General features: G+C 29.5%; 28 protein-coding genes and 3 pseudogenes. 12 read left to right on the forward strand and 19 right to left on the reverse strand.

Going from position 1 to position 26,867, the window contains the following annotated elements; all coding sequences use genetic code 11:
• Positions 1–85: 85 nt before the first annotated feature.
• Complete coding sequence (hsrA, locus tag CQA42_RS05935) at positions 86–763, forward strand: homeostatic response regulator transcription factor HsrA (RefSeq protein ID WP_115583754.1); 678 nt, start codon at positions 86–88, stop codon at positions 761–763.
• A gap of 67 nt (positions 764–830) precedes the next feature.
• Here the strand turns inward: hsrA and CQA42_RS05940 are convergent, their stop codons facing one another.
• The 8 genes from CQA42_RS05940 to CQA42_RS05975 all read right to left on the reverse strand — a co-directional run bounded on the left by CQA42_RS05940 (position 831) and on the right by CQA42_RS05975 (position 9,626).
• Positions 831–2,732, reverse strand: a complete 1,902-nt coding sequence (locus CQA42_RS05940) for a 6-hydroxymethylpterin diphosphokinase MptE-like protein (RefSeq protein WP_115583755.1) — start codon at positions 2,730–2,732, stop codon at positions 831–833.
• A gap of 1 nt (position 2,733) precedes the next feature.
• Positions 2,734–4,884, reverse strand: a complete 2,151-nt coding sequence (gene flgE, locus CQA42_RS05945; RefSeq protein WP_115583756.1) for a flagellar hook protein FlgE — start codon at positions 4,882–4,884, stop codon at positions 2,734–2,736.
• Positions 4,885–4,998: 114 nt separating this feature from the next.
• Positions 4,999–6,168, reverse strand: coding sequence for a pyridoxal phosphate-dependent aminotransferase (locus CQA42_RS05950; protein ID WP_115583757.1), 1,170 nt, complete (start codon positions 6,166–6,168; stop codon positions 4,999–5,001).
• Positions 6,169–6,182: 14 nt separating this feature from the next.
• Entirely contained in the window at positions 6,183–7,145 is a 963-nt protein-coding gene (hemB, locus tag CQA42_RS05955) for a porphobilinogen synthase (RefSeq protein ID WP_115583758.1), read from the reverse strand.
• Positions 7,146–7,151: 6 nt separating this feature from the next.
• Entirely contained in the window at positions 7,152–8,408 is a 1,257-nt protein-coding gene (locus tag CQA42_RS05960; protein WP_115583759.1) for an ArsS family sensor histidine kinase, read from the reverse strand.
• Between the two features lie 10 nt (positions 8,409–8,418).
• Positions 8,419–9,102 carry a response regulator transcription factor gene (locus CQA42_RS05965; protein ID WP_115583760.1) on the reverse strand — a complete coding sequence of 228 codons (684 nt, stop codon included), beginning with the start codon at positions 9,100–9,102 and terminating at the stop codon, positions 8,419–8,421.
• Between the two features lie 25 nt (positions 9,103–9,127).
• Positions 9,128–9,451 (reverse strand): CiaD-like domain-containing protein, encoded by a 324-nt coding sequence (locus CQA42_RS05970; protein WP_115583761.1) that lies wholly within the window; start codon positions 9,449–9,451, stop codon positions 9,128–9,130.
• Positions 9,441–9,626: a hypothetical protein gene (locus CQA42_RS05975; protein WP_147289262.1), complete on the reverse strand. Its 186-nt coding sequence runs from the start codon at positions 9,624–9,626 to the stop codon at positions 9,441–9,443. Before CQA42_RS05975 ends, CQA42_RS05970 begins: the two co-directional genes overlap by 11 nt.
• A 207-nt stretch (positions 9,627–9,833) precedes the next feature.
• Between CQA42_RS05975 and CQA42_RS05980 the strand changes: the two genes are divergently transcribed.
• The 4 genes from CQA42_RS05980 to CQA42_RS05995 are packed head-to-tail and all read left to right on the forward strand — an operon-like array spanning position 9,834 to position 13,172.
• On the forward strand, positions 9,834–10,400 hold the full coding sequence (locus CQA42_RS05980; RefSeq protein WP_115583763.1) for a hypothetical protein: 567 nt from the start codon (positions 9,834–9,836) through the stop codon (positions 10,398–10,400).
• A gap of 48 nt (positions 10,401–10,448) precedes the next feature.
• On the forward strand, positions 10,449–11,084 hold the full coding sequence (locus CQA42_RS05985) for a sel1 repeat family protein (RefSeq protein ID WP_115583764.1): 636 nt from the start codon (positions 10,449–10,451) through the stop codon (positions 11,082–11,084).
• A 44-nt stretch (positions 11,085–11,128) separates the two neighbouring features.
• Positions 11,129–12,217 carry a DegT/DnrJ/EryC1/StrS aminotransferase family protein gene (locus tag CQA42_RS05990; protein WP_115583765.1) on the forward strand — a complete coding sequence of 363 codons (1,089 nt, stop codon included), beginning with the start codon at positions 11,129–11,131 and terminating at the stop codon, positions 12,215–12,217.
• On the forward strand, positions 12,210–13,172 hold the full coding sequence (locus tag CQA42_RS05995) for a Gfo/Idh/MocA family protein (protein ID WP_115583766.1): 963 nt from the start codon (positions 12,210–12,212) through the stop codon (positions 13,170–13,172). Before CQA42_RS05990 ends, CQA42_RS05995 begins: the two co-directional genes overlap by 8 nt.
• A 10-nt stretch (positions 13,173–13,182) precedes the next feature.
• Here CQA42_RS05995 and pssA read toward each other — a convergent pair whose 3' ends face one another.
• The 9 genes from pssA to CQA42_RS06040 are packed head-to-tail and all read right to left on the reverse strand — an operon-like array spanning position 13,183 to position 20,834.
• Positions 13,183–13,896: a CDP-diacylglycerol--serine O-phosphatidyltransferase gene (gene pssA, locus CQA42_RS06000; RefSeq protein WP_115583767.1), complete on the reverse strand. Its 714-nt coding sequence runs from the start codon at positions 13,894–13,896 to the stop codon at positions 13,183–13,185.
• 17 nt (positions 13,897–13,913) lie between these two features.
• Positions 13,914–14,543: a hypothetical protein gene (locus CQA42_RS06005; protein ID WP_115583768.1), complete on the reverse strand. Its 630-nt coding sequence runs from the start codon at positions 14,541–14,543 to the stop codon at positions 13,914–13,916.
• A gap of 2 nt (positions 14,544–14,545) precedes the next feature.
• Entirely contained in the window at positions 14,546–16,435 is a 1,890-nt protein-coding gene (gene ftsH / locus CQA42_RS06010; protein WP_115583769.1) for an ATP-dependent zinc metalloprotease FtsH, read from the reverse strand.
• 21 nt (positions 16,436–16,456) lie between these two features.
• Positions 16,457–17,326, reverse strand: coding sequence for a 50S ribosomal protein L11 methyltransferase (locus CQA42_RS06015; RefSeq protein ID WP_115583770.1), 870 nt, complete (start codon positions 17,324–17,326; stop codon positions 16,457–16,459).
• Between the two features lie 9 nt (positions 17,327–17,335).
• A complete protein-coding gene (locus CQA42_RS06020) occupies positions 17,336–17,713 on the reverse strand; it encodes a chemotaxis response regulator CheY (RefSeq protein ID WP_115583771.1) in 378 nt (125 codons plus the stop codon).
• Between the two features lie 54 nt (positions 17,714–17,767).
• Positions 17,768–18,478 carry a 1-(5-phosphoribosyl)-5-[(5-phosphoribosylamino)methylideneamino]imidazole-4-carboxamide isomerase gene (hisA, locus tag CQA42_RS06025; RefSeq protein WP_115583772.1) on the reverse strand — a complete coding sequence of 237 codons (711 nt, stop codon included), beginning with the start codon at positions 18,476–18,478 and terminating at the stop codon, positions 17,768–17,770.
• Positions 18,479–18,491: 13 nt separating this feature from the next.
• Positions 18,492–19,100, reverse strand: a complete 609-nt coding sequence (gene hisH, locus CQA42_RS06030; RefSeq protein WP_115583773.1) for an imidazole glycerol phosphate synthase subunit HisH — start codon at positions 19,098–19,100, stop codon at positions 18,492–18,494.
• Between the two features lie 20 nt (positions 19,101–19,120).
• Entirely contained in the window at positions 19,121–20,038 is a 918-nt protein-coding gene (locus CQA42_RS06035; RefSeq protein ID WP_115583774.1) for a PDC sensor domain-containing protein, read from the reverse strand.
• Between the two features lie 10 nt (positions 20,039–20,048).
• The gene (locus tag CQA42_RS06040) at positions 20,049–20,834 is read right to left on the reverse strand and encodes a 3'-5' exonuclease (RefSeq protein WP_115583775.1); all 786 of its coding nucleotides are present in this window, start codon (positions 20,832–20,834) and stop codon (positions 20,049–20,051) included.
• A gap of 259 nt (positions 20,835–21,093) precedes the next feature.
• On the opposite strand from CQA42_RS06040, the gene CQA42_RS06045 reads away from it, so the two are divergent.
• From CQA42_RS06045 to CQA42_RS08545, 7 genes and pseudogenes are all read left to right on the forward strand, one after another.
• Positions 21,094–21,660, forward strand: coding sequence for a methyltransferase domain-containing protein (locus tag CQA42_RS06045; RefSeq protein WP_258865581.1), 567 nt, complete (start codon positions 21,094–21,096; stop codon positions 21,658–21,660).
• Positions 21,657–22,610 carry a polysaccharide deacetylase family protein gene (locus CQA42_RS06050; protein WP_258865582.1) on the forward strand — a complete coding sequence of 318 codons (954 nt, stop codon included), beginning with the start codon at positions 21,657–21,659 and terminating at the stop codon, positions 22,608–22,610. Before CQA42_RS06045 ends, CQA42_RS06050 begins: the two co-directional genes overlap by 4 nt.
• 310 nt (positions 22,611–22,920) lie before the next feature.
• Positions 22,921–23,655 (forward strand): FkbM family methyltransferase, encoded by a 735-nt coding sequence (locus tag CQA42_RS06055; RefSeq protein ID WP_181881509.1) that lies wholly within the window; start codon positions 22,921–22,923, stop codon positions 23,653–23,655.
• A gap of 24 nt (positions 23,656–23,679) precedes the next feature.
• Positions 23,680–24,564 (forward strand): annotated as a pseudogene (locus CQA42_RS06060) (McrB family protein); the annotation flags it as partial.
• A gap of 185 nt (positions 24,565–24,749) precedes the next feature.
• Positions 24,750–24,845: pseudogene (locus tag CQA42_RS08540) on the forward strand (hypothetical protein); the annotation flags it as partial.
• 244 nt (positions 24,846–25,089) lie between these two features.
• A pseudogene (locus CQA42_RS06070) lies at positions 25,090–25,509 on the forward strand (5-methylcytosine restriction system specificity protein McrC); the annotation flags it as partial.
• 71 nt (positions 25,510–25,580) lie between these two features.
• Entirely contained in the window at positions 25,581–25,841 is a 261-nt protein-coding gene (locus tag CQA42_RS08545; RefSeq protein ID WP_115583923.1) for a 5-methylcytosine restriction system specificity protein McrC, read from the forward strand.
• 73 nt (positions 25,842–25,914) lie between these two features.
• Here CQA42_RS08545 and CQA42_RS08550 read toward each other — a convergent pair whose 3' ends face one another.
• Complete coding sequence (locus CQA42_RS08550; RefSeq protein WP_408941442.1) at positions 25,915–26,307, reverse strand: tetratricopeptide repeat protein; 393 nt, start codon at positions 26,305–26,307, stop codon at positions 25,915–25,917.
• A complete protein-coding gene (locus CQA42_RS06085) occupies positions 26,271–26,681 on the reverse strand; it encodes a cytochrome P460 family protein (RefSeq protein WP_147289263.1) in 411 nt (136 codons plus the stop codon). Before CQA42_RS06085 ends, CQA42_RS08550 begins: the two co-directional genes overlap by 37 nt.
• Positions 26,682–26,867 lie beyond the last annotated feature (186 nt).

The following is a 26,867-nucleotide window of genomic DNA, read 5'->3' on the forward strand; positions in this document are numbered from 1 at the left end:
AAAAATACTTAAAGTAATATAAATTTATGCTATAATCTACATAAACTTATTTAAGGTAAAGTTAAGTTACTAAAAGGACAATTTAATGCGTGTTTTAATTATAGAAAATAATGAAGTTTTAAATAAAAAGCTAAGTGATGCGTTGAATGTAAAAAAATATCAAACTGATATAGCAGAGAATCTAAAAGATGGAAAATATTTTGTAAGCATTAGAAATTATGATTTGGTAGTTGCAAATTGGGAGCTAAATGATACAACTGGTGCTGACATTATCAATGTAATAAAAGAAAAATCTCCAAAAGTTCCAATTATTATTATTTCATCACAAGATTCTACTGATATAGAAGTAAAAGCTCTAAATAGTGGGGCTGATGATTTTATAAAACAACCTTGCAAAAATGAAGTATTTATAGCAAGAATCGAAGCAAGGCTTAGATCTTGGGGCTCAAATCTAATAGAAATAGGAGATTTAGCAATCAGTCCTGATGAAGAAAAAATCATCTACAAAGGACAAGAAATAGAAGTAAAAGGGAAACCTTTTGAAGTCCTAACACATTTAGCAAAATATAGAGATCAAATAGTTTCAAAAGAACAACTTTTAGATGCGATATGGGAAGAACCAGAGCTTGTAACACCAAATGTAATAGAAGTAGCAATCAATCAAATTCGACAAAAGATGGATAAACCTCTTGGCATATCTACAATTGAAACCGTAAGAAGACGAGGATATAGATTTTGCTATCCAAAAGAAAATAATCAATAAATAAATTTTTATAGTGCAATATCGCGCTATAAAGAAGCTTCAAAATAACTTCTAATAAATACAATTTTTAGATAAATAAAGACTTAGATTCTATTAAAAAAGATTCTAGACATTCTGCTATGATATTTGATAAATCTTTATACGAACTTGATATATCGTTTGTTTTTTCATAAAGCAAACAAAGTAAAAGATTCTGCAATAAATGCAGCATAGAGCCTTCAAATAAGATTCCAATCTCCCCATTTTTACTACTTTCTTGAAATAAAAATTTAGAAATATCATCAATAAAACAGAATAATTCTTGCTTGGTAGTCACCTTTGAATCTAAAATTTTGCTTTTTAAATTATTTATATAATCCTTAATATCACCTCTTAAATTATCCTTTATTTCTGCATTATGCGTAAAACTATCTTTTATAGATTCTATTGCAATATTTTTATTGCTTATATTTTTTAGCTCTATATTCTTTATTGGACATGCACCGCTAATATATGCACCATTATTGATATTATAAACCTTATGTGGTTTATAATATGTAATAGCAAGCTCTAAAATCTCCTTGCTCAAAGAAAATATAGAATTGCTATATACTTCATCATCAAAATTTCCCCTTACTTTAAATGTATCACTTGGCAAAGTAGAAGATTCAGCACCATAAAATGAACCACTAGAATGCTTACTCTTACCTTTTATAAATCCACAATCAATACCACAAAGAATAATCTCATCACTAAATTTACAAGCTAAAACAAAACCCGCATTACCCACAAATGGCGAACAAAATTCAAGTGCCTTTAAATCTTTTATCATATATGAGCTAGCACTTCCACCACGATTAAAAATATAGCTCTCTTTTGCAAGATTTATGACTTTATTATCCACCACACTAGCACAAATAAGTGGCGTATCACCAAGTGGTGCATCATAAAGCACATCTGCTAAATAATCTATTCTTTCAATTTCTATTTGAAAATCGACTTTAATATTATGTGCTCTTAAGACTTTAAGTGCCGTGCCACAGCTAAAAATTATCATATTATTACAATTAGTGCGTAAAAATGAAATATTAGATTCTAGGCTTGGACCACTACCAACAACACAAATTGGGATATTTAGCTTTTTTGGAGAATCTAGCATTTTACTTTGCTTGATATTTTTTATTGTATTTTTTACACCAATCATTTCATCTTCAAAACTACCCCAACCTCTAGCATTTGCCTTGTAAGATTCAAGCACCATTTCTTTTATTTTGGTAATTTTTGGAGAGATAAAAGCACTTAATTCCAAACGAAGTAAATTATTTGTGACTCTTTTATTGTAAAAATAATGGCTAAGAAATGATTTTGTCTTGATATTTTCAATAAAAATATAGCAAGATTTATCATTTACTAAATCAAATAACGCCCTAAAATCGACAAAATAACAAGCAATACTAAATAATTCTATATCTTCCTCAAAAATAAGCAATGAATGAAACCTATATCCACTCTCTAAGAGAATCTGCAAAAAGATTCCGCCCATAAGCCCAAAAATATTAGTTTGTGGTAAAAATAAAGATGGCAAATGAAAAGAAGTATTAGAATCTATAATATTTAAATATGTAAAATCAACCATTTTATTGATAGATTCTGCTGTAATTTCTAGATTTTTTATCTCAATTTTTGCTAGTTTAATATCATTTGAATACACTCTCCACTGGCTATTATTTAGCGGATTTAAAGCAAGATTTGACGAAATATCAAGGATGGAATCTTTTGGATAAAGAAAAATTTTATTTTGTAAATCAATTATATTTATGTCATCTTTGCTAAAAAGAAGTTTATATTTTTTATTTTTACCTTCTATCATATTAGCAATAGAATCTGCAATTTTTTTATTATGAACTCTAAAGAATGCTAGATTATCCAACATTCTTTCAAGTATGAAATGTTCATCTCTATTTTTTAGAGATTCTAAAATATTTTGCAAATTATTGCTTCAATCCAAGTAAAGTATTTAGTATTTGATCTGATGTGGTTACAGCTTTTGAATTGGCTTGAAACCCTCTTTGCACTACTATTAATTGTGTCAATGCTCTACTTAAATCAACATTACTCATTTCTAGTTTTGAGCCGCTTATTCCGCCTCTTCTACCTGTATTTGGCGCACCAATAATTGGACCTCCAGAGTTTCCAGATTGGCTATAAATATTTCCACCTTCAGCTTGCAAACCTGCATTGTTTGCAAAATTTGCTAATGCAACTTGTGCAAGAGCAAGCGCCTTACCATTGCTAAATGCACCAAGAAGTGTTCCATTTGAATCAAATCTAATATCTTCTAAATCGCCTGCTTGATAACCATTTCCAGCTATATTATAAGTTTCTGAAACCCTATCAACACTTGTCAAACCACCAAATGTGCCATTATCTCCAAAAGCTAATTCTATCCTTTGTGGTGCAGTAGAACCATTTTTAGGATCAAATTGTAAAACTGGCGGATTCATACCAGCAAGACTACCATCAGAATTAAATGTAGCCCTACCACCTTCAAATATATTTGGTCTAATAGCCGAACCACCTAAAAATTGTGCTGGCTCTGGAAGTATAGCCCTAAAACTCCATTCACTATCGCCAACTTTAAAAAATTCAAATCTAATTGTATGTTTAGATCCAAGACTATCAACTACATCTACACTTGTAGCATGAGTGGCTACACCAAATACGCCTGTGCTTGTCGCATTTCCACCCTCAACAAGAGAAGTCGTAGCTAATCCTGCCATAGATTCTTTAAATAGCACATTGTCAGTAACATTGCTTGAATAAAAACTGCTAATATTGATATTTAAATTATTTTGCAAATCATCACCATCATCCAAATTTTGCATCTCAAACATACCATGGCTATTTACACTAACTTTTACGCTAGCTGTGCTATCTGCATATTGGACTTGTGGATTTTTTATCACATTTGCATCTTGCTGTATTAATGCCCTTAAATCTTCTGTTGTTCTAAATTGTCCTATTGTAGAATCTGCATCTTCTGATTTTGTATAATTATATGCAAATGCAGTAATAACGCTATCACCTTGTGCAAAATTCGCCAATGCTCCTGTTCCACCTGATGTAATCAAAATATTTTTATTACTTCTATCGCCATTTTTATCATTTTGATTTTCAAGTCTAAGCAATCCATTATCAACATATGCTTGCACGCCTGTTTTATCACTTACTGCATTAATAGCATTTTGTGCAGCTACAATAGAGCTAATGCCTGTTGCAGCAGAATCATTTATAAATGAAATCTCCTCTCCATTAATACCAATTGTGCTAGATTCTGCAGTTGGAACAACTGCCTGTCTCATTTGAGCTACTTGGTAGCTAATCCAAATACCTTGATTTTCTTTTAGTGCTAAAGCATCGCCATCAACATTAAATAACACACCAAAATCATATGCTTCTTGTTGGATTTTATTTGCAGAATCATATAATCTAATTTGCGGATTTACCTCGCTCTTTATGCTAGAATCTAAGGATGATAGAGATATCATTTGGTCTGCTTTTTTCCCTGCATTTAAATTTGCTCTTAGTGTTATAGAAGTCGTAGATTTAGCTGGCATAACCATAGCTGGATCGATTCTTATATTTTGTATAGGACCAGTGCTATCAACTTTGAAAAAATCATCTTCTGACATATATTCAACATCTGCCAACTCTCCTCTAGCCCAACCTTGAACTATATATCCACCGGCATTTACTAGATTACCATTAGCATCAAATAAAAACTCTCCATTTCTTGTATAATTGCGAGTAATACCTCTATCTGGGCTAACTATAAAAAATCCATCGCCCTCGATTGCTAAATCTGTTTTAATATCTGTATTTTGTGTATTACCTTGAGAAAAAACTTTAGTAGTTGCTTCTACGCCAACACCTAGCCCTACTGAATAATCATTTTGACCACCAAGTCCATTTTTATATGGTGAAGTTGCTATATGCTTTATTTGAGATAGCATATCAACAAATGAAGCTCTTGAATATTTAAAGCCAACCGTATTAACATTTGAAATATTATTACTTTCAACATCTAGAGCGATTTGATGTGCCTGCATTCCACTTACGCCTGACCATAAAGACTTTAACATATATTATCCTTGTGTGTAAAAAATTTATTACGAAGGATAAAGCAAAAAACATTCCAAAATGCAAAAAAAAGAAGAAAAATATTTAGTCTTACAACTAAATATTTTTAAAAGAATTTATAAGTTTGCTATATATCTATCTATTCTTGTGATACCAGCTTTTATTTGCTCTTCACTGCAAGCAAATGAGAATCTTACATAACCATCCATTCCAAATGCCACACCAGGCACCAATGCCACACCTTCTTTTTCAAGCAAATCTTTACAAAAAGCCATAGAATCTGGATTTATTTTTTTAATATTTATAAATAAATAAAATGCACCTTGAGGCAATCTAACATTTAGTAATTTTATATCATTTATTAATTTGTATGCCAAATCTCTTCTAATATTAAATGCTGATATAAAATTGTCAATATCCATTTTTGCATCACCATTCAATCCAAAAATAGAAGCTTTTTGAGTAATAGAATTTATATTTGATGTGCTTTGACTTTGAAGATTATTTAACATTTTTATCAATGTTTTATCTTTTGATGCAGCATAGCCCATTCTCCAGCCTGTCATTGCAACAGCTTTGCTAAGTCCATTTATAGTAATTGTCCTATTTAGCATATCATTATTAATGCTACCAGTAGAAGTAAAGCTTATATTGTCATATACCAATCTTTCATATATTTCATCACTTACAACAATAATATCTGTATCTTTTAATACTTCATATAATGATAGTAACTCATCTTTTGAATATACCATCCCTGTTGGGTTTGATGGAGATGTCAAAACTAATATCTTTGTTTTAGGTGTGATTGCAGCTCTTAATTGACTTGCATTGATTTTAAAATCATTATCTTCATCAGTTTCAATAAAGATACTTTTCCCACCAAAATATCTAACAAGTTCTGGATAAGTAACCCAATAAGGTGATGGTATGATGACTTCATCGCCAGAATCTACAAGTGCAGCAAAAACATTAAATAATGAATGTTTAGCTCCATTGCTTACTATTATTTCATTTGGTTCATAATCTAGATTGTTTTCACTTTTTAACTTATTGCTAATTGCAACTAGCAGTTCATTTATACCACTAACTTGAGTATATTTTGTAAAACCACTATTAATAGCCCTTATAGCTTCATCTTTTATTATTTTTGGAGTATCAAAATCTGGTTCGCCTGCAGAAAATGACAATACATCTTTGCCTTGTGCCTTCAAATCCCTAGCAAGCGAGCTAATGGCTATTGTTAAAGATTCTTCTAAAGTTGAAATTCGTTTTGAATATTTCATCATATACCTTTATTTTAAATTAAGTTTGCAATTTCCTTTGCATGATAGCTAATAATAATATTTGCTCCTGCCCTCTTAAAAGATATCATCATCTCAAGTAATGCCCTCTCATAATCAATCAATTTAGCCATTTTAGCGGCTTTTAGCATTGCATATTCTCCACTTACATTATAAACAGCTAGTGGAAGACGGCTATTTTCTCTAATATCTCTTACGATATCAAGATAACTAAGAGCTGGTTTTACCATCAATATATCAGCACCTTCACTCTCATCTAACAAAGATTCTCTTATCGCTTCACTTCTATTTGCTGGATTTTGCTGATATGTATTTCTACTGCCAAAACTAGGAGTAGAATCTGCGACATCTCTAAAAGGTCCATAAAATGCACTTGCAAATTTTGTAGAATAACTCATAATAAGGGTATTTGTAAGATTATTAGAATCAAGTGCATTTCTAATAGCTTTTATTTGTCCATCCATCATCGCACTTGGAGCAATAATATCTGCACCACTTGAAGCTAAAATCACTGCTTGTTTTGCTAATATTTCTAAAGTTTTATCATTATCTACATCATTATTAGAATCTAAGATTCCACAATGTCCGTGGTCTGTATATTCACAAAAACACAAATCCACGCTAATTATCATATCGCTAAATCTCTCTTTTATAGCATGCACCGCTTTTGCTACTATAGAATCATGTGATAACGCGCTAGAGCCTATACTATCTTTAATATCTGGAATCCCAAATAAAATAATATGTGATATACCAAGATTTTGTAGATTGTCACATTCTTTTAAGATATTATCAATGCTCATTTGATAGACATCTGGCATAGATTTGATTTGATTTTTTATATTGTTGCCTTCTACAACAAACAAAGGATACACAAAATTGCTAAGATGAATTCTGCTCTCATTTAGCATTTCTCTTATTTTTTCATTCTTTCTTAATCTTCTAAGCCGAATCATCATTCTTCCTCAAACTTCATTAGTATCATTTATTATACAATCCCTAATATAAAAATAATGATTGTTATCTACATATTTATAATCAAGCACAAGATTCTGAGATTCTACCGTATTTTTTATGATATACATACCAAGTCCAAGCCCCTTTTGCTTATTATCACTGCCATCACTATAAAATGGGGAAAAATACTTATGTAAGTCATCTTTGAAAGGTTTGCCTTGATTTTGTATTACAAGATCTTTGCCCTCTACAAAAATCACTACACGATGATCATCTGAATACTTAAGAGCGTTATCTAATAAATTTTTCACACTAAGACTCATTAAATCAAAATCCGCAAACATCTGTGCTTCCCTGCTAATAAGGATCACATTTCTTGGTCTTTCTTCCTCAATAAGTAGCATTTTATTTATATTATCAATCAAATCAATAAGCCTAAATCTACTTTTAGAGATTTTATAATTATTTGTATTCATTTCTTCGATTTTTGCAAAGTTATCGATTATAACATTAAGTCTTGTAAAAGCAGAAATAAGCCTATTTTTTGCTTTTGTATCAGTTATCATTTCTGTAACTATTCTACCCTTTGCAATAGGAGTTTTTAATTCATGCATAATAGAGCGTAAAAATAAAACTCTAGCTTTATTCATTTCATTGATAGTATTTGCAGCTTTTGCAAACTCCTTGCTTAATTCCCCTATTTCATCTTTATTATCGGATATGACTTTTATATCCATATTACCATTTGCAAATTTTTTAACTTCGCGTCTTAGCAATCTAAGCGGAAGAAGTGATTTTAAAACAAGTATATAAAAAAATACAAGAGTGATAAAAGATAAAAGTGCTATTACATAATAAGTCGTATAATCATCGTAGTTATAGTCTGTATAGATAAATTTATTGCCATTTTTTACATCTTCTATGATAATGTAATAATGCCCATTTATCTTTTTCATATTAACAATGATTTGTTTTCTATCATTATAAATTACTAAATAGCGATTTGAAACTTTAGATAAAATACTAGAATCTTCAACTTGATAAAACCCAACATCATAAAGATATGTTTGCAGATCTTCTATTTCATAACCAAACTTGAATAAATCACTGATATTATCAATAACACTATCATATCTTTGTTCAATGACTGCATTGTCCTTATTTGCTTTTGAGCCAATAAAATATAAAACAAAAAATATAAAACTTATTGAGCTAAAAATAAATAGTAATGTAATCTTTACAATCAAAGAATCTGATTTTAGCATTTAGTATGACTTATATATTTAGTTTATAGCCAAGACCTCTTGCAGAGAGGATATATTTTGGATGTTTCACATCTTCACATATTTTACTGCGTAATCTACCTATAATCACATCTATACTTTTATAATCACCTTGTGATTTTATAGAATCACACTTTTCTGCGATAACTGATCTAGAAAATATATGATTTGGTTTAGACATAAAAAGGGTTAGTATTTCATATTCGGCTCTTGTTAAATCTATTTTTTTGCCTTTAAAAAATACATTCATACTATCTTTATCTACGACAAAATCTGTATTATATTGATTTCCTAAGATAGATTGAGTTGGGACTATGCTATATCTTCTAAGAACACTATTTATCCTTGCTAATAATTCTTTTGGATCATATGGTTTTGGTAAATAGTCATCTGCACCATATTCAAGTGCATCTATTTTATCTTGTGTATCACTTCTTGCTGAAGATATAATAATTGGAATATTTTTATGCTTTGTTATTTTTTTGCAGACATCTATACCATCAATATTTGGCAGAGTTAAATCAAGAAGTAATAAGTCATACTTTTGTTTTTCTATTGCTCGCATTCCTACTATAGGGTCTGTATAGTTTGTAACATTTATATTATTTTCTTTTAAAAATTCAGATAAAATCTCTGCTAACTCTATATCATCTTCTATCATTATTATTTCTATCATTTTACTATTCCTTAATCTTTTTGCATCAATCTTGTTTAGCCAAATCTTTAATCACTTTTAGTCTATCTTCAATAATATAAAGCTGATATTCAAGATAACTAATAACCATTTCTAGTTTTATTTCCAATGTAGAATCTTTTGTATTTTTTAACCCTTCAAATAATACTAAAGACTTTTCTTTTAATCGAAGTAAAGTGATAATTTCATCATCAAAATTATTTTTTATTTCTACTTCATCAATAGAGGCATATTGTTCTATTTCTTTTATATCACTTTGCATATGAGAATCATTCTTGGTTTGTGCCCCTAGCTCAGAGATAGTAGATAATATAGCTTCTTTAGTATCCAATCAGCCACCTCTCAAGTTCTATTAATTTTTCTTTAGAATCTGCATTTATAAAAGTATCATACATATCCAAATTTAATCCACTAATATCAATATTTCTTGTAGCAAGTCGTCTTAAAGATTCTTCTGCCTCAACATCATCTGGATAAATAGATAAGATATTTCTACAAATTTTCACTACATTTTCCTTATTTCCTCTAATGTCATATATGCTTGCCAAAAGATGTTTGTCCATGAAAATCCCCGCTTATATAGCTATATTTTTTAAAATATGTATTTTTACAAGGAAGCTTTTTAAGCTATAATTTTAACAAAAATGAATTAAATTACAAATAATCTTTAAGTTGATTGTAAGTAATTTTATAAAAAAGGTAAATGGCATAATATGGACAATATAAACAAAAAAGAAGAACTTGCAGAAATGCTTTTTAAGCTAATTGAAGATATAGGACATACTGAAGAATTAATAGAAGAAATAAAAGGAGAAACAAATTCTATAAAAGATAAAATCAAACAAGATATAGAGCTAATCCAAGAAAAACTAGAGCAACAATCAAAAGCCATTACCAATAAAAATCTTGAAAACAAAGATGGAGATTCTAAGATTAAAGTAATAAATCAAAAAATAGACACACTAAACGATGAAATAAAAAACTTAAAAAAATTAAAAAATAATTTTATTGAGATAAATGAATTAGCAAACCTAGATTATTCAATAGCACAAAAAGTTATACTAAAAAAAGAAATAAAAAGATGGCAGGCTATGGTCATTGGAATCTTATCTGCATTTTCAATACTTAGCATTATATTTTTTATATTTATAGGAAATCTTTCAATGGAGAGTGCTGTAACTTATATTGGATTTTCTATACCATTTTGTATAGCAATATATTCTATAAATAATAATCTAAAAAAACTAAATTCACAAAAAAATGGAATTAAAGAAAAATAAAACAAAATTTGACGATTTTAAAATAAAAAAAAGGTTAATAATTTATTTATGAAATATATAAAAATACTTATTCTGCTAATATCTTTTGAGTATATATTATTTGCAGAGAATCTCATACCACCACCATATAACAAAGAGAATCCTGAAATAAATGCGTCATACTATAGAAATGAAGGATTTAGAGCAGCGAGCTTTGGCTCAAATATCATTGCTAGAGATTTATTCTACAAATCATGCGTATTAGGTGACCAACTTGGTTGCAACGCACTTAGTGAAATTGATGCAAGTCTTAGAATAGATTCTGTAGTAACAAAAAAAGATGAATGTTATTTAGGCGATAAAGATGCATGTTTTAATATATATCAATATTATTCAAATGAAGGTATTTTAGATAGTTTTAAAGTTACTTGGTATCTATCAAAAGCATGTAGATTAGGACACAAAAAAGCTTGTAATATTAAAAGAGAACAAAACTATATATTTATAAAAAATGAAAGACAGGTTTTAAGCACACAATGCTTTAGAGATGATGTATTAGCCTGCTATAAACTAGCAAATATTTATTTATTTGGTGATGGTGTAAAAAGAAATATAAATCTTACCATGAATTTGCTTGCAAAATCTTGTAATGGTGGTCTAAAAAAAGCTTGCATAAAATACAATCAAATCATTTCTCTAAAGTAATTTTTAGGTATTATTAGCTTTTTAGAAAAATTTAAGTGGTAAAAATGGAATTTATTAATCTAAAAGCACAATATAATGAATATAAACTTGAAATCAATCAAAAAATAAATGAGATTTTAGAATCTTCAAAGTTTATAATGGGAGAGCATGTAAATAGCTTTGAAAAAAATATAGCTAATTATACTGGAAGCAAACATGCTATTGGTTGTAGCAGTGGAACAGATGCACTAATTTTGAGCTTAATGGCACTTGATATTAAACAAGGTGATGAGGTGATAACCTCGCCATTTAGTTTTATTGCAAGCATAGAGGCTATATTATTACTTGGGGCAAAACCTGTATTTGTTGATATAGATGAAAAAACATACAATATAGATGTATCACTGCTAAAAAATGCTATTACACCAAAGACAAAAGCCATCATTCCTGTATCTATATTTGGGCAAATGGCAAACTTAATAGAAATAAATAAAATTGCAGGTGAGATTCCCGTCATCGAAGATGCAGCACAAAGCTTTGGAGCAAGTCTTACTTATAACAATAAAAAATATAAATCTTGCAATGCAAGTTTTATAGCAACAACAAGCTTTTTTCCAAGCAAACCTCTTGGGTGCTATGGTGATGGTGGGGCTATTTTTTGCAATGATGATAGATTAAATGACAAAATAAGATGTCTTTTAAATCATGGACAAACCAAAAGATACAAACATAGCTATATTGGATTAAATGCTAGGCTTGATGCACTGCAGGCTGGAATCTTAGATATCAAATTAAAATATTTAGATAATGAAATTTCTCTTAGAGGGCAAAAGGCAAAATATTATAATAAACATTTAAAAAATGTGATTACACCATTTGTAGAAAATGGATATGAAAGTGTATATGCCCAATATTCAATTAGATGTAAAGATAGAGAGAATCTAACAAACAAACTAAATAAACACAATATACCATATGCTATACACTACCCTATACCACTTCATCTACAAGAAATAGTATGCAATCTCGGTATATACAAAAAAGGTGATTTTAAGGTTACTGAAATGGTATGTGATGAGATTCTCTCAATCCCTTTTAGTCCATTTATCACAAAAGAGGAACAAGACAAGATTATAGAGTGTATCAATGGATAAAATAATAAAAATCGCATTACTTGGTATAGGCAAGATGGGGCAAAACCATCTTAGAATCCTAAGCATGCTAAAAGATGTAGAAATTACTTTTATATATGATATAAATGAAGAAGCCTGCAAGGAAATAGCAAAAAAGTTTAATGTAAAAGTATCAAATGATTTAGATTCTCATTTAGTACAATGTGATGGGTGTATAATAGTAACTCCGACATTTACGCATTTTGATTATATAAATAAAGTAAGTGATTATGTAAAAAATATCTTTGTAGAAAAACCACTAACAAACACTCTAGAATCTTCTCAAATCATACTAGATTTAGCCAAACAAAAGGGTTTAAATATTCAAGTTGGCTTTATTGAGCGATACAATCCAGCAATAATAACGCTAAAAAATATACTACAAAATACGCATAAAATAATCAATATTGATTTGGTTAGAACAAATAAAATGAGTAATAGAATAACGGATGTCGATGTAATAATTGATTTAATGATACATGATATTGATTTAGCACTCAATCTAAATGGTGAAGTAGATGAAGTATATGCGCAAGGTGTGGTGATAAATGGAATGATTGAATATGCAAGAGCAATTCTCACGCATAAAAATGGAATCTTTTCAAATATTGTTGCAAGCAGAATCACAGAAAAACGAATTAGACAAATAAGTATCACAACTGATAGTGAATATATTGATTGTAATTTGCTTAGCAAAGAAGTATTTGTAAATAAACAAAGTGTAGAACAAAGATTTGGTAATGTATCAATTAGCTCAAATACCGAAACAATAGAAGTGCGAGCCCAAGAATCTTTACTCCTAGAGTTGATAGATTTTATCAATTTATGTAAAGGAAATGTAGTAAAAAATAATATACCAAATCAATATGATGGTATGATGGCGATGAAAATCGCATATAAGATTCAAGAACAAATACACAAAAAAGCAAATAAATAATTATAAAAAATTAATTACTCACTCTTTTAAATATTATCCTTGAGGCTACAAGATATATATATCTAATTAATCCAAATAAAATATATATGCTTATTAAGCTAAATATACTTTCTATTGGATGCACAAATAATATAGCAAGTATAATTACAAGCAAAACAAAACTTGATAATTTCCATTTTACTTGCTTGAAATTAGGATAACGAACGTTGCTAACCATAAGGATTCCTACCAAAAATGCTGCAATCAAAAGATAAGTAGAATATTCTTTAAATACATCATATCGAATCTTTAATACTATCATAGTAGCTACAAAAATAGCAGCTGATGGTATTGGAAGTCCTATAAAATACTTGCTTATATCATTATTATTTGTAGCGATATTAAATCTAGCAAGTCTAATAGCCCCAAAGACGACAAAAAGACAGCTAACCATGGCACCAAATCTATCATAATATTGCCCGATTGAAAAATATAATAATATCGCAGGTGCGCAACCAAATGCAATTACATCACAAAGTGAATCAAATTCAACCCCAAATTTGCTTGATGTATTTGTTATTCTTGCAACTCTACCATCAAGTCCATCAAATATCATTGATACGATTACAAGCCAACAAGCAAACTCTATCCTGCCTTTAGATGCATATATAATACTTAATACTCCCAAAAAAGCACTTGTAGCTGTAAATAAATTTGGAATGATAAATAATGGATTAATCTTCATAAGAGCCTTCTTTAAAGTCAAATTTTTGCAAGCAAACTTTGCCCAGCAAAAACATTATCACCTCTTTGGATTTTAATATCACATGGAGAATATATACTTAATACCAAATAGCCATATTTCATAAATCCTATTCTATCACCTGCAAAAGCTAGATTTACATCATATATGCTAACCTTATTCCAAATTTCAGGATATAGTTTTATAGAATAGATTGTATTATCATTTTGGATTCCATTGATGCAATGCTTTGTATTTAATACTTCTTTTAATGCTTCATCATCTTTTATAAATAAACCATATTTATAAATAGTACCAATAGAATCTACAAACATAGGTGTCCTAAGTATCCCAACATCAAATAATCCAATCTCTATTTTTATCGTAACTTCATTATCATTTATAGATATATCACGAATTATTCCATCACATGGTGCAAGAATCGCACCATCTTTACGATATTTTGATATTCTTTCTGGATTCCTAAAAAGCACGATAAAGAATAAACAAATAATAAAAAATATTAATGCAAAAACTTGCAAATATATAAAAATACAAAAAAATACCAAAATACCACTAAATAATATAGGCTTTATGCCCTCTCTTGCAATAATTTGATTTGTAGTTTGTATTTTTTTTGCTTTATTCATTATCAATCATCTAGCTGTTCGCGTGCTACAAGCCGTGTAGGTAGATTATTTTTTACCTCAAATTCAGATATAATATCTCTTACCCTACTACCATCTATAACTTCTTTTTCAAAAAGCTCACTTACCATCAATTCTATAGCTTCTTTATAGTCGGTTAGAGTTTGTTTTACGAAGTTATATCTATCATTTAGTGTTGATTTTATAAAATTATCCATATCTTCAGCAGTTTTTTCACTAAATTCTCTTTGATTTCCAAGTCCGCCACCTAAGAAACTATTGCGTGGTTTTTCTAACACCATTAATCCGCTAACATCTGTCATGCCATAATAGCTAATCATTGATTTTAAAATATCAGTGGCTCGTTCCAAATCATTGCTAGCACCTGTTGAAATCTCGCCTAAAAATACATCTTCTGCTGCCCTACCGCTTAATAAAACATCTACTTCTGCAATTAGCTCATGTTTTTGCATCAAATATCTATTTTCTTCTGGAGTATGCAATGTATATCCAAGAGCTGCCATTCCACGAGGTATAATAGATACTTTATTTACCTTACTTGCTCCCTCTGTCATCTCTGCAATCACAGCATGCCCACTTTCATGATAAGCTACAATTTTCTTTTCTTTTGGTGAGATTCTACGTGATTTTTTCTCTAACCCTGCGATACTTCTTTCAACTGCTTCTCTAAAATCTTGCTGCGAAACTTCTTGTTTATTAGCTCTGCCTGCAAGTAATGCAGCTTCATTTATGATATTTGCCAAATCCGCACCTGCAAGTCCTGCAGTAAGTCTAGCTATCTCTTGTAAATCTACATCACGACTTAATTTAACAGATTTGATATGAACTTTTAGAATATCTACCCTTCCATTAAAATCTGGTTTATCAACTAAAACTTGTCTATCAAACCTTCCAGGTCTAAGAAGTGCCGGATCTAGTACTTCTGGTCTATTTGTAGCAGCCAAAACAATAACTGGTGAGCTATCAGAATTAAATCCATCCATCTCTGCTAAAAGCTGATTTAAAGTCTGTTCTCTTTCATCATTACCGCTTATCATACCGCCTGCAGCCCTTGATTTACCTATTGCATCAATTTCATCAATAAATATAATACTTGGGGCTTCTTTTTTTGCCATATCAAACAAATCTCTTACACGACTTGCTCCAAGTCCTACAAACATTTCTATAAAACTACTTCCACTCATTGAAAAAAACGGTACATTTGCTTCACCTGCAACAGCTTTTGCAAGCAATGTTTTACCTGTGCCAGGAGGTCCAACAAGCAATACTCCTTTTGGTATTTTTGCACCAATGCTTGCATATCTATCTGGATGTTTTAAAAAATCAACGATTTCTACAACTTCCTCTTTTGCTTCTTTATTTCCTGCCATATCATCGAATCTTACTTTCGGTTTTTCAGCATTGACAAGTTTCTTTGCATTGCCCATACCAAAGATTCCATTGCCCATACTTTTTTGCATTCTACTTGCCATAAACATCCATAAACCAAGTATGATAAATACAGGTATAAGCCAACCTAACATATCAGTAAACCAATTAGTCTCACTAAAACCACTATAAGGAATAGATTTTGAATCTAGCAATGGAACAAGAGAGCTATCATTTACCTTTTTTGCAGTATAAATAATATTTTGACCATCTTTATCCCCTTGAGCCTTAATGATAGTCTGCCCAATGCTTACTTGTTCGACTTCTTTATTTTCTATCAATTGTTTTAATTCATAATAACTTATAGTTTGTGAAATACCACCACTCAAGACTGAACCACCTGGTGAAAAGACCTTAAATATCAAAATCACAACAATAGTAAAAATTGCAAAAATTAATATCGGATTCCCGCCTATTGGGCTGTTTGGTTTGTTATTTTGTCTCATTATATTCCTTTGCAATAGGTATCATTTTGATAATATCAATGTAACCCATTCATCTTTTGTTTTTTCTTCTACTAAATGTAGGCATTTAAATTTATCTTTTATCAAACTTGCATATTTATCTAATATGCCAGATAATATTAAAAAAGCATTATCATTTAATGATGATAAGAGACTATTGGCTTGCTCTATAATAACTAAAGCGATAATATTTGCAACTACAATATCATACTTTTTATTTATAGAATCATGCTTCTTATTGACAGATTCTAAGGAGCCAAGCCATATATCTGTAATTGTAGCATTATTTGCTAAAAAATTTTTCTTACTCTCATTTATTGCTAAATCATCAATATCACACAAACTCACATTTGCACCTAATTTATAAGCACAAAGTCCTAAGATTCCACTTCCACAGCCAACATCAAGCAATGTAGGATTCTTTTTTGATTTATTTATACAAGATACAATTGCTTCTATACTCATAAATGTGCTTGCGTGATGTCCTGTGCCAAAGGCTAAAGATGGTTCTAAAGTGATATTTATCTTAGAATCTTTTGGTTTTATCCAGCTTGGATGTATATAAAAACAGCTACATTCTAAACCTGTGATGGATTTTTTGTAAGTCTCTATATAATCTTCAATTTTCTTTTTAGAAATACTGTATTTAAAATTAACACAAGTAGAATTTATTTGACTTAAGTTTTTACATAATTGATTTAAATAAGGTATGAGCTTAGATTCTATATTCTCATTTATACGAAGAATAATACTTGATTCTCCATCTATAGTATTTTCTTCTAATGCTTGTGAAGTAAAATCAGCTATCTGGCTTACAAAAATATCAAAAAAAGCATTTGGAATAATGCATATTTCAAAATAAAATTTATCCATAACACTATACTAAAGTTCATTCACTCCTAGCACTGCTTCTAGTTTTTCTTTTAATACTTGTGGAGTAAATGGTTTTACAATATAGTTATTTACGCCAGCCTTTAATGCAGTAATAACTTCTGCTTTACCACCTTCAGTAGTGACCATAATAATTGGAATATTAGCAAATCTTTGATCGCCTTTTACTTTTTTTACCAAATCAAGACCATTCATTTCAGGCATATTCCAATCTGTTATAAGAATATCTATACCATCTATAGTATCTAATAATTCCCATGCTTGTAGTCCATGTTCTGCTTCCAAAATATCTTCATATCCAAGTCTTTGAAGTGTATTTTTTATAATCCTTCTCATTGTAGAGCTATCATCAACAACAAGCAACTTCAATGGTATCTCCTTTTATTAATAAGCAATTGAGTTGATATAATAACATATATAACTTTAAGCTTGATATTTTACAAAAATATCCCTTAAATTTATCCAGCCCTCATAAAATGCCTTGCCAACAATCACACCGCTGATATATTTATCGCTTAGCATCATTTCTAATTCATCATCACTACGAAATCCACCACTTGCAATCGTAGGAATCTCACTAGCTTGTGCAATTTGTTTTGTAAAATCAAGATTTATGCCATTTCCTGTGCCATCTTTATTGATATCTGTGCAAATTATAGTCTCAATCTTGCTGCCTTTAAATTTACTTGCCAAAGAAATAGCACTTGTAGAATCTGTATTTGCCCAACCATCAATTGACACATTTCCATTTTTTGCATCAATTCCAACTGCTATTGGATATTTTTTAGCCATTTCTATTACAAAAGTAGGATTTTTTAGAGCAATTGAGCCAAGAATCAATCTATCTATTCCTAATGATAAATATTGCTTAATGGTATCTTCATCTCTAATACCACCGCCAAGCTCAATTTTTAGATTGCAAGATTCTCGAATCTTTTTTATTTGTTCTATATTTTTTGGGATTCCAGCAAATGCTCCATTTAAATCTACTATATGAATCCATTTTGCACCATAATTTTCAAATGCACGTGCAAATTCAAATGGCTCTCCATAGACTTTTGCACTATTCATTTCACCTTTATAGAGCCTAACTACCATTCCATCTTTTAAATCAATGGCTGGAATTACTAACATTTATAACCTACCTTTATAAATTTATAAAATTATTTAATATTTTTAATCCTGCATTTGAACTTTTTTCTGGGTGGAATTGTATGCCAAATATATTGTCTTTTTGGACAATGGCACTAAAATTTTTACCATAATTACACATAGCAAGAATATTTTCTTTATATTTTGCTTCTACATAATAGCTATGCACGAAATAAAAGTATTCATTATTTTTTATGCCTTTTAGCAATCCTCTATCTTGTTTTATATCAATCATATTCCAACCAATATGTGGAATCTTAAGAGTGGAATCTCTAAATTTTACTACCTCTCCACTAATTAATCCAAGCCCTAAATGCTCTCCAAATTCATAACTCTTATCAAATAAAAGTTGCATTCCAAGGCAGATTCCAAGAATATGTTTTCCACTTTTTATAAATGAATAAATCGCTTCATCCATATTATTGTCCCTCAAATGCTTCATTGCATTTTCAAATGCACCAACGCCTGGCAAAATAACTTTATCATAACTAGCGATTAAATCCACATCGCATACAATATCGACAAATACATTATCAAAAGTTTGTAAAGCATTTTTGACATTTGCAAGATTCCCAATATTATAATTTAAAATTGCAACCTTCATCATCACACCAAGCCTAATATTTATTTTTTACGCTTAAGGTTTTCACTTGCACCATAAGCAAATTTTACATAGATTGACAACCCAACAAGCAGCATTGTGACACCACCTGTTAGATATACGGCATACAAAAGTTTATCTGGTTGTGTAATAGTAAATTTAAATACAAGCATCAATGCTTCAATTGCTATAGCAATGATAATTGAACCTAAGAATCTAGTCATAGTTTTATGGACTGCTCTATAATTTTCATTTACACCTCTGCCTAATACTTCTTCTTCAAATATAGCTTTAACAAGGTCAAAAATTGCAAGCGAGAGAGTAAGTAAAATAGTAGATTCAAACACATCTTTAATATCAAGACTATTAAAATTATCTATTGCAACAATCAAACTCCAAACACCTTTTGAAAGCAACAACAATGCAACAAGTGACAATAACGCAGATAAAATCGCATAAATAAACATACTAAATTTTGAAAAATAGCCATATAAAGTAGGGGAAAGCGAAAGAGACAAAGCATCTTCTAATAATATATCAATACAAGCTATACATATCAATTTATTTTTATTGTCATATACAGGATAAGACGCAGTTACTACGAGCTTTCCACCTATTTTTGAAGGATATGGATCTGTTATTACAATCCGTCTTTCTTTTATGCTTTCATAATAATATGATCTATTTGAAAAATCAGAATCTATAAACTCATCTGCTTGTTTTCTATCAAAGATTCCATTTACTAAGATTCCATTTTCATCAAGTATATAAAATGTATTAAAAATTTTTATTTCATTATGAATTCTAACCATTCTACTTTGGACTTGATTAATGCTTGTATTTGGCATATAGTTTTTTATATTTTGCTCAAAAATAAAACTCATATAAGCTCGTATTTCATATCTTAGTTTTGAATACATAGCAATATCTCTTGAAAGCAAAAAAATCCTCCTACAATCTATTTAATTCTTGTGTAATATAATCTTTAAATATATCTGTATAATTTTTATTTTGTGGAATCTTATCAAAAAAAACATTTAATAAATTTGCATAATCTTCTATATTTATTTTATCTTGCAATAATAAATATTTTAAAAATAGCCAATAAGTATTCAATACATCACTTTGGCAATAATCATTTATTTGTTGAATCTTATTTTCATAATAAAGTCTAAATACATCATCACCGCTTGTATCAAATTTGCCTGGAATATTTGCCATTTTACAAACTATATCAAGACGCATAGCCCTTACTGCACCAAAAGAACCAAGACAATCAAGCAAATCTATATGAAAATTCTCACTATAACGACTACGATAATTCTCCCATTTGCTTTTATTGTATTTTGGATTCTGGATTTCAAAATAAGCACTAGCATTAAGATTATATTTCATTGCTCTAAGCATAATAAGAGGAATATCAAAATTTCTACCATTAAAACTTACTAATTTTGGATTGTGCTTATTAAAATAATGCAAAAAATCGCTTATTATTTCTTGCTCGCTTAATCCTTCTTTGTAATTAACAACTTTTATAAAATTACAATTCTCATCGCAAATCACAGCAGATAAAGATATTATTTTATGAAATGGGAGTGGCAAAAATGAGCTTCCATTAATACTTTCTTGTGTTTTAAATGCAATTTCACATACATCTATATCACTACCTTTATAATCATAAACCTCTCTTAGAAGCTCCACATCTGGGATACTTTCACAATCAAAAACACAAATCATAATCACTCTTTTGTATCTAAAATAATTTAAAGATTCTAATCTAAAATATAATAGAATCCAACCTTAAATTTAAAATCGAAATTTAGGAGAAATATGAATTTTTTAAGAAAAATAAAACATATATTAATAAATATAAAAATTAATATATAGAAAAGTAAATCCGCCACAATGGCATAATTTAAGACAGCTAGAGCCGGTTTCTAGAGTATTTGGATTTGATAGGGGAACTCCAATTGATAGAATCTATACAAATGATTTTTTGCAAAAAAATAAACATCACATCAAAGGCATTGTATGCGAAATAGCAGAATCTACATATACAAAACAATTTGGTAGCAATGTAGTAAAAAGTGAAATTTTGCATTATACAAATGATAATCCAGCTGCGACAATCATTGGTGATTTGACAAAATACGAGAATCTTCCAAAAGATTATTTAGATTGTTTTATTTGCACTGTTACATTAAACTTCATACATGATTATAAAAAAGCAATACAAGGGATTCACTCCATGCTAAAACAAGGTGGAGTAGCTTTGGTAAGTGTTTGTGGTCTCATCCAGATATCAAGATATAATTATGAGAGATGGGGAGATTATTATAGATTTAGTGATATGGGAATAAAAAAAGATTTTGAAGAAATATTTGGAGATGAAATAGAAGTTAGCACTTATGGCAATGTATTGGCTGCTGTAGCAGAATTGCATGGAATTGCAAGCGAAGAATTAAGCAAAGATGAAATTTTTTATAAAGACCCAGATTATCAAATATTAATTACTATTGTTGCAAAAAAGTCAGATAAAAACTTAAACAAGGAAAAACTATGAAACAAAAAATAAAAGCTGTTTTGAATAGTAGGGGGGGGGTAATAGGTAATTTAAGAAGAAAAATTTTTGAAGGCAAAGGTGTAATATTTATGCTACATCAAATAGCTCCAATAAATCCAAATAAACTTCCTGCAAATGAAAATATGAAAATTAGCCCAGATTTCTTAGAATCCTTTATCATAAATTTAAAAAATGATGGCTATAGCTTTATATCTATTGATGAATTGATAAATCATCTAAACAACAACACCTTACAAAAGAAAAATATTTGTATCACAATTGATGATGGATATAAAGACAATCTTACATATGGATTTGATATTTTTAAAAAACATAAGATTCCATTTTGTATTTATACTTGTGCTTCATTTTTAGAGAAAAAAGCAAATATGTGGTGGTTTGGGCTTGAAGATTATCTATTGCAACATTCAAGTATAATATTTAATGATGAAAAAATAAAGCTAGATACAATAGAAGAGAAAAATATAACTTTTTTAAAAATTAGAGATTATCTTATATCAAAAATCAATGATTATGAACATGCAAAAAACACAATGCAAGAAATAGGCATAAACTATGATATGGATAAATATAATGATTTAGCACTAAATTATGATGATATAAATTTTATGTTAAATGACAAAGACAATCTAATGACACTTGGACATCACACATATTCTCACCCAATCTTTAATAATATAAATGATGAAGAAATAAAACAAGATATATTAAAAGCAAATAATGTTTTTAATAATCATTTTGGATTTATTCCAAAACATTTTGCATATCCATTTGGAGGCAGGATAGAAGTATCAAAGAAACATTTTGAATTAATAAAAAATATAGGTTTTAAAAGTGCTACTACAACAAGGCATGGAAGTATATTTGATGAACATAAAACACATCTTTATTCCCTTCCTAGAATCTTTTTAAAAGACATTTTGATATGAATACAATATTTGATTTTAGAAAAAAGAGAGTGGTATTAGACTAATAAATCTATAAAAACAAAGGCTTTTGTGTATAAAAGCGGCTATCTTATAGCAAGATTCTTATAAGGAATAATAAAATAAAATGCCTACATAGCAAATATCTTTTCTCTTCTAAGAATCTTTTTAAAAGATATTTTTTATATGAATATGATATTTGATTAACAAGTAGATTAAAGGAAAAAAATGAAATATTTAATAAAAGACATACTAAGACCAATATATCACTATGCTACAAATAAATATTACGCAAGAGATGTTTATTCATTATTTGATAAGTTGGGGGGGGGCAGCAAGGTATAAAGAGAAGAAAAATATTAAATTTAGAGATTTGATATTTGATATTCCTGATAGTTTAAGCTTCATCTATCAAATAAAAGAAATTTTTGGAGATGAGATATATAAATTTAAATCCAAAAATAAAGAGCCACTCATTATTGATTGTGGTGCAAATGTAGGTGTTAGCGTGCTTTATTTTAAAAAGCTATATGAAAATTGTAAAATTTATGCATTTGAAGCAGATAAAAAAATATTTCAATATTTAGAACAAAATATAAAAAATAATAATGCAAATAATATAGAACTGCACAATAAAGCAATATGGATTGATGATAATGGAATCTACTTTGCTAGCGATGGTGCTGATGGTGGTCATATAGAGCTAGATTCTAAAAATACACAAAAAATAGATTCTGTTGCTTTAAAAAATATCCTCTTAAAACATAGCTATATTGATTTTTTAAAGATTGATATTGAAGGTGCTGAAAATGAAGTCCTGCTAGATTGTAAAGATTCCCTAAATAATATCCAAAATATATTTATTGAATATCATCAAAGACATGATAAACCACAGAATCTAGGAGAAATAATCAATATCTTAGATAAAGCAAACTTTAGAATCTATTTAGAAAATATCACAAAATATAAATCACCATTCTTGATAGAATCTAAAACTTGTGAATTTGAATTGCAAATAAATATCTTTGGTAGAAAAATACCAAAATAATAAGGAGTTTTTATGCAAAAGCCACCTTTAAATCAAATTCTTTATGGACCTCCGGGCACTGGGAAAACTTATGCGACTATTGGTAAAGCTTTTGAAATTTTAGGAGTTAATACAGAAAATTTAACACGCAAGGAGCAAAAACTTAAATTTGATGAGTTTAGAAAACTAGGACAAATTGAATTTATTACTTTTCATCAAAGTTATTCTTATGAGGAATTTGTGGAAGGTATTAAGCCAAATATTGATGATCCTGAAAATATGATTTATAAAACAAAAGATGGTATTTTAAAAGAATTAAGTTTAATGGCTTACGAAAATTTCAAAGCATTCAAGGCAAGTAAAGAGGATTTCATGGCAATGCTGTGTATTATTTTATGTTTTATAAAAAGTTAAAAGAATTTAAAGATACAAAATTTAAAGCTCGAAATATCAATGTTAAAGAAAAGTTAAAACCTTACATCCTCATCATTGATGAGATTAATAGAGGTAATATCTCTAAAATTTTTTTGGGAGCTTATCACCTTGATAGAACCAAGTAAAAGACTTGGCGAAAAAGAATCTTTAAAAGTAAAACTTCCATATAGTTATAATATTGACAATATTGACAAAGAATTTGGAGTGCCAAATAATCTTTATATCATAGGCACTATGAATACAGCAGATCGAAGTATTGCTTTGCTTGATACAGCTTTGCGTAGGAGGTTTGAATTTGTTGAGATGATGCCAAATGCTGAGGCTTTAAAAGAGATTTGGCTTGTTAAAAACGATGTAGATAGTATTAGCGAGAATAATTTTATTGATGAATATGGAGTTAAAGAAAGTAAAATTTTATTTGGTATCCTCTCTGCGATAAATAATCGTATAGAGTTTTTGCTTGATAGAGAACACGCAATCGGGCATTCTTTCTTTTTTGAAAAAGCCGAATCTTTTTGATAACAACTTTAATGAGCTTGATAGTGAAAAGACGATATATAAAATCACTGATTCTAAGGAGCGGGATTTAAAGAAATTCCAAGATATAATAAATAAAAATAGCTAAACAATGAAAACAAATAACACCCTAGTTTTATGGTTTAAACAAGCTTAAAGTAAGAAATTATGTGGGTTTAATCCAAACCCAAAGTGGTTTTTGTCTTGAAATTTTGCCTAAGATTTTTAGAGGCAAAAAGAAATTAGAGCAAGATTTATAAAATAAAGCTTCAAATTCACAAGCAAAAGAAAGCAAATTTTCAGCCAAAAAAGCTCAAGATTTGCTTCTTAATATGCTTAAAACCCTTAAAAAACCCTCCTTTTAAGCAAAGAAATATCGCAACTTTAAAAGCCAAAATCTTCCTTTGCTTGAAATTTTGTGTCCTTGTTTTTAGATGAGCTTGAAAAGCTTGTCAAACAGGGTATAAAAAGTGATTATATAGATTATGAACAAACCGCACTTTTTTAAAAGGCAAATTGCTTTTTAATCAAAATCTTAAGCACAATTTTGCCCACAAAGAACGCTTTTACACCCTTGCTGATGAGTATAGCCAAAACCTATCTCAAAACCGCCTTATAGTTGCTTCACTTTTAAAGCTTCAAAAGCTTAAATTTAGCTCAAGCACAAGACTTTTGCAATTTCGCTTTATTTTTGATGATATAGCTCAAAGCACAAATTATAAGGCTGATTTTGCAAAATGTGTAAATTCAAGGCATTTTAAGGCTTATGAGCAAATTTTACCTTGGTGCAAACTCTTTTTAGAAAAACTCACTCCAAGCCCATATAGTGGAAGCTCAAAGGCTAGTGCTTTGCTCTTTGATATGAATAAACTTTTTGAAAGCTTTGTAGCTTTTTATATAAAAAACGTAGTAAAAAATACATAGTAAAATCGCAAGAAAAATCCAAATATCTAGTAACACAAAATGAAAAAGACGGATTCTAGCTATGCCCTGATATAGTAATTTACAGAAAAGATCAAGATAAAGAACCGCCACTTGCCATACTTGATACAAAATGGAAAATCATAGATTCTATTAATGCAATCTCACAAAGCGATTTATATCAGCTTTTTGCTTATCTTGAGAAATATAAGTGCAAAAATGGATATATAATTTATCCAAAAATTGGTGATATAAAAAGAAATAAATTTATATACAAAGCAGAATCTAGCACAAATTTGCATATTAGATTTTTTGATATATACAAAAGCTCCTAGAATTTTTATGCTCCTAAATCATCAAAACTTTGTCTTAGCAAAAGTAACAATTAAGCAAAATACATAGCAAGGCTTAATTCTCTGCTTCATTTAATTCTCTATATACCTCACAAGATTCTTGATTTCCCAAATCGCAAGCCTTGCCAATAAATTCTTTTGCCTGTTTTAAATCTTGCTCAACACCTTGTCCTTTAGCATATATATAACCAACATGATAACAACCTACAGAATCTCCACCATCACAAGATTTTGTATATAACTCTATTGCTTTTTTGTAATCTTGTTTAACACCTATTCCATCGTTGTATATTAAGCCAAGACTAAAACATGCTTCTACATCGCCATCATTGCATTCTTGTTGTAATTGCTCAGCTGGTATTTTTCCCCATGCTACTACAAAAAATACATATAAATATATATTTTTTTCATTTATTTCCTTAAATTGCGCATCGAATCTAGCGTAAATACAATATCTTCACCGCTAAGCGAGCTTGTATGGCAGCTTAAGCAGCGGTTGGTGTTTTCAGCGGTATTAAGTCTCTTATCCGCATTGAAAGCCTCAAAACGCCATTTTTTGTCGCGCTTTTGCATAATAATATAGCGATTAAGCTGCCCGCGCACTCCGCCATTGTTAGCATATTCTTCCATCGTGATAGTCGTTAATTCGGGCAGCTTGCCATCTGTTTGAAGCGCCTTTATGTCAGCCTTTTGGGCGCAAATATCCTCGATAACATTGCCCCGCTTGATACTTGCATACATCACGCCGTTTTTGTAATCATGCGGGAAACTCAAATGCTCCATTGTGGAAGCTGAATCTAGTGTGGAATCTTGTGCTTGCAATGCACAGATTCCAAGCAAACAAGCCGCAGATAGCGCACACAACGCTCCTTTTTGCTATATCGCAATAATTTCATATTTATCCTTTTGCTTAGTATTTAGAATCTTGGCAGATTCTATGCATAAATGCAATTATAAATTCTAACACTTAGTGTTTGTCAAGATGAATAACGATTGAGTTTATAAATT

The organism is Helicobacter sp. MIT 99-5507 (genome assembly GCF_003364295.1).
Classification (GTDB): Bacteria; Campylobacterota; Campylobacteria; order Campylobacterales; family Helicobacteraceae; genus NHYM01.

Excerpts from the sequence above, each read along its gene's own strand:
- flgE (WP_115583756.1), bottom strand. The coding sequence starts at position 4,884 with ATGTTAAAGTCTTTATGGTCAGGCGTAAGTGGAATGCAGGCACATCAA.
- ftsH (WP_115583769.1), bottom strand. The coding sequence starts at position 16,435 with ATGAGACAAAATAACAAACCAAACAGCCCAATAGGCGGGAATCCGATA.
- CQA42_RS05995 (WP_115583766.1), top strand. The coding sequence starts at position 12,210 with ATGGATAAAATAATAAAAATCGCATTACTTGGTATAGGCAAGATGGGG.
- CQA42_RS05965 (WP_115583760.1), bottom strand. The coding sequence starts at position 9,102 with ATGATAGAAATAATAATGATAGAAGATGATATAGAGTTAGCAGAGATT.
- CQA42_RS05980 (WP_115583763.1), top strand. The coding sequence starts at position 9,834 with ATGGACAATATAAACAAAAAAGAAGAACTTGCAGAAATGCTTTTTAAG.
- CQA42_RS05960 (WP_115583759.1), bottom strand. The coding sequence starts at position 8,408 with ATGCTAAAATCAGATTCTTTGATTGTAAAGATTACATTACTATTTATT.
- CQA42_RS06005 (WP_115583768.1), bottom strand. The coding sequence starts at position 14,543 with ATGAATAAAGCAAAAAAAATACAAACTACAAATCAAATTATTGCAAGA.
- CQA42_RS06050 (WP_258865582.1), top strand. The coding sequence starts at position 21,657 with ATGAAACAAAAAATAAAAGCTGTTTTGAATAGTAGGGGGGGGGTAATA.
- CQA42_RS06015 (WP_115583770.1), bottom strand. The coding sequence starts at position 17,326 with ATGGATAAATTTTATTTTGAAATATGCATTATTCCAAATGCTTTTTTT.
- hsrA (WP_115583754.1), top strand. The coding sequence starts at position 86 with ATGCGTGTTTTAATTATAGAAAATAATGAAGTTTTAAATAAAAAGCTA.
- CQA42_RS05985 (WP_115583764.1), top strand. The coding sequence starts at position 10,449 with ATGAAATATATAAAAATACTTATTCTGCTAATATCTTTTGAGTATATA.
- CQA42_RS05950 (WP_115583757.1), bottom strand. The coding sequence starts at position 6,168 with ATGAAATATTCAAAACGAATTTCAACTTTAGAAGAATCTTTAACAATA.
- hisA (WP_115583772.1), bottom strand. The coding sequence starts at position 18,478 with ATGTTAGTAATTCCAGCCATTGATTTAAAAGATGGAATGGTAGTTAGG.
- CQA42_RS06040 (WP_115583775.1), bottom strand. The coding sequence starts at position 20,834 with ATGATTTGTGTTTTTGATTGTGAAAGTATCCCAGATGTGGAGCTTCTA.
- hemB (WP_115583758.1), bottom strand. The coding sequence starts at position 7,145 with ATGATGATTCGGCTTAGAAGATTAAGAAAGAATGAAAAAATAAGAGAA.
- hisH (WP_115583773.1), bottom strand. The coding sequence starts at position 19,100 with ATGAAGGTTGCAATTTTAAATTATAATATTGGGAATCTTGCAAATGTC.
- CQA42_RS05990 (WP_115583765.1), top strand. The coding sequence starts at position 11,129 with ATGGAATTTATTAATCTAAAAGCACAATATAATGAATATAAACTTGAA.
- pssA (WP_115583767.1), bottom strand. The coding sequence starts at position 13,896 with ATGAAGATTAATCCATTATTTATCATTCCAAATTTATTTACAGCTACA.